The sequence below is a fragment of the Curtobacterium sp. B8 genome, from assembly GCF_000333315.1.
GTDB lineage: Bacteria > Actinomycetota > Actinomycetes > Actinomycetales > Microbacteriaceae > Curtobacterium > Curtobacterium luteum.
In genome coordinates, this window is the sequence record NZ_BACW01000595.1 from 1 (window position 1) to 2941 (window position 2941).

Here is a 2941-nt window from a genome sequence, read left to right on the forward strand (position 1 = left end):
TCCTTGGCGGCGTCCGCGCGGTCCTTGTTCGACTTGATGAGCTCGCGGCGGAGGTCCCCGAGGGCACGGTCGACCTCGTCGCGGCGGTACCCCCGCAGTTCCGAACCGAACTCTGCCTCGTCGTTCGCCACGTGTCGCTCCTGGTGCTCGCCGGCGGACCCGTGCGGCCCGCGGGTCGATCGTAGCGTGGGCCCGACCGGAGGACTCTGAGTCGCAGAGCACCCGGCGGGGATGCACTCCCCAGGGATGCTCGGTATCGTGGACCGCTGATCCGGCGCCGATTCCCCACCCCGGCGCGGTAGGGAGAGAGTTCCGTGCGCTTCGTCCTGGCGATCGTCAGTTTCGTGGTCGGCCTGCTGCTGGTCGGCCTCGCGGTCGGTCAGCGCACCGTCTTCGCACCCCCGTCCTCGCTCGTCGCGCAGTCCACGGCGAAGTCGTCCGCCCCGGTGACGGTGATCCCGGGCACGACGCTGAACGCCAACCCCGGCTACCAGGAGATCAACGTCCGGGGCTCCGGTGACGTGTTCGCCGCCTACGGCACGACCTCGGACGTCCAGGCCTGGATCGGGGACGCCGAGCACACGACGCTCCGCTTCGACGCCGAGGACGGCTCGCTCACGGGGCGGACCACGGGCACGGACACGAGCGTCCCGGACCCGAAGGGCAGTGACCTCTGGTACCAGGAGTACGACGGCGCCGGGCAGTTCACGGTCCGCCTGCCCCAGGACGTCTCCGTCGTGATCGTGGGCGACGGCGAGGACGCAGCCCCGAGCGACGTGTCCGTGACCTGGCCCCGAGACACGGCGACGCCGTCCGTCGGGCCGCTCCTCGTCGCCGGCGGGTTGTTCCTGCTCGGCGGGATCGCGCTGCTCGTCTGGGCCGTCCTCCACCAGCGGCGTGGCCGGGGCCCGCGTCGGCGCAGCGGTGGGACGCGACCGCCGCGCGTCCGCGCCTCCCGCCGTGCCGCCGCGGCCGGAGCCCAGGTGCCGAGCCGCGGTCGTCGCGGACGGCGGGCGTTCGTCGCGGTACCGGTCCTGCTCGTCGGCGCCCTGACACTCGCCGGGTGCTCGTCCGAGTACTGGCCGCAGGGCGGTGGAGCGTCACCGACCCCGACCGCCACCGCGACCGGGTCCGCAGACCAGGCCGAGCCGGTCGCCGCGACCAAGCAGCAGATCACCCGCATCGTGCAGCGCGTGGCCTCCGTGGCGAAGCGGGCCGACGCCGCACGGGACGCCACGCTCGCCGCCCAGCGGTTCACCGGCGCTGCGCTCGAGCTGCGGAAGGCCAACTACACGATCCGCGCGAAGGACTCCGACGTGGACGCCCCGCCGGCGATCTCGGCCGACGAGGTCTGCGTGGCGCTGCCGCAGCAGACCGACACCTGGCCCCGGACGATCTTCGCGATCACCGCGGCGGACTGCTCGGCCAAGACGGCCGCACCGCAGGCGCTGACCCTCACGCAGGAGACCGCCCGCGACCCCTACAAGGTCGCGTACGACGTCTCGCTGGAGGCCGACGCGCAGATCCCGACGCTCGCGCCGACCTCGATCGGTGCTGCCCTGCTGGCCGCGAACACGAAGCTCCTGACGATCGCCCCGGACCAGGTGGCGACGGCCTACGCGGACATCCTCTCGAAGGACACCGCGAGCGAGTACGCCGACCTGTTCGCCGTGCAGGACGACGCGCTCCGGAAGACGATCGGCAAGGCCTACAAGGACAAGAAGGCGAAGGCGCTGCCCGACACTGCGAAGATCGAGTACTCGTCCGAGATCCCGGACGACGGTGCCGTCGCGTTCGCCACCGACAAGGCCGGTGCGCTCGTCTCCGCCGACCTCGACGAGGTCGAGAAGGTCACGCCCACGGCGTCCGGCGCCGAGGTGAACACCGAGGGGGCCGTGAAGGCGCTCTCGGGCGTCGACTCCAGCAAGAAGGGCATCAGCGCCACCTACGGCGTGCAGGTCCTGTTCTACGTGCCGCCCGTCGGCTCCGATGAGAAGGCGGTCCTGCTCGGCTTCACGCAGGGCCTGACCGCCGCGAGTGAGGTCCAATGAGCAACGTCCCCCCGACCCCGTCCGGCCTCCGCGGCGCGGTCGACCTGTCGTCCCTCGTCGACCGCGCACAGCGCCCGGCGGCCCCGACCGCGCCGGGCGCGGGTGGCGCTCCGGCCGGTGCGGCTCCCGCCGGCGGGGTGTCCGCTGCTGCCGAGGGTGCCGCTGACCTGACCGTGCCGTCGCTCGTCCTCGACGTCACCGACCAGACGTTCCAGGACGTCCTGCAGCTCTCGACCATCGTCCCCGTCATCGTGGACATCTGGGCCGAGTGGTGCGGACCGTGCAAGCAGCTGTCGCCGATCCTCGAGCAGCTCACCGCCGAGTACGACGGACGGGTCCTCCTCGCCAAGGTGGACGCCGACACGAACCCGCAGCTCGTGCAGGCCTTCCAGGCGCAGTCGATCCCCACGGTCGCCGCGCTCATCGGCGGCCGGCCCCTCGGGCTGTTCGTCGGCGCGCTGCCCGAGGCGCAGGTGCGCGACGTGTACGAGCAGGTCCTCGCGGCCGCGGAGCAGAACGGCGTGTCGGGTCGGGTCGCGGTGGACGGCGCCGCCCCGGTGGACGCCGCCGACCAGGGCGAGCCCGAGCCGGAGCCGCTGCCGCCGCACCACCAGGCCGCGTACGACGCGATCGAGCAGGGCGACTACGCCACGGCGATCCAGGAGTACACGACCGCGATCGCGCAGGACCCGCACGACCAGATGGCCGTCGCCGGGCTCGCGCAGGTGTCGCTGCTCGACCGCTTGCAGGGGCACACGGCCGACGAGATCCGGAGCGCCGCGGCCGCGGGGCCGTCGGACGTCGCCGCGCAGATGGCGGTCGCCGACCTCGACATCAGCGGCGGTCACGTCGACGACGCCTTCGGCCGGTTGCTCGACCTCGTGCCGACC

The 2941-nt window shown here is 73.0% G+C and carries 2 protein-coding genes; both read left to right on the forward strand.

Annotated features, from left to right (window positions below):
* The first annotated feature begins 314 nt into the window (after nt 1–314).
* Nucleotides 315–2051: a hypothetical protein gene (locus I59_RS16110; RefSeq protein ID WP_022904753.1), complete on the forward strand. Its 1737-nt coding sequence runs from the start codon at nt 315–317 to the stop codon at nt 2049–2051.
* Nucleotides 2048–2941: tetratricopeptide repeat protein (locus I59_RS16115; protein WP_022904754.1), on the forward strand; the 894-nt coding region annotated here is incomplete at its 3' end. The genes I59_RS16110 and I59_RS16115, both read left to right, overlap by 4 nt.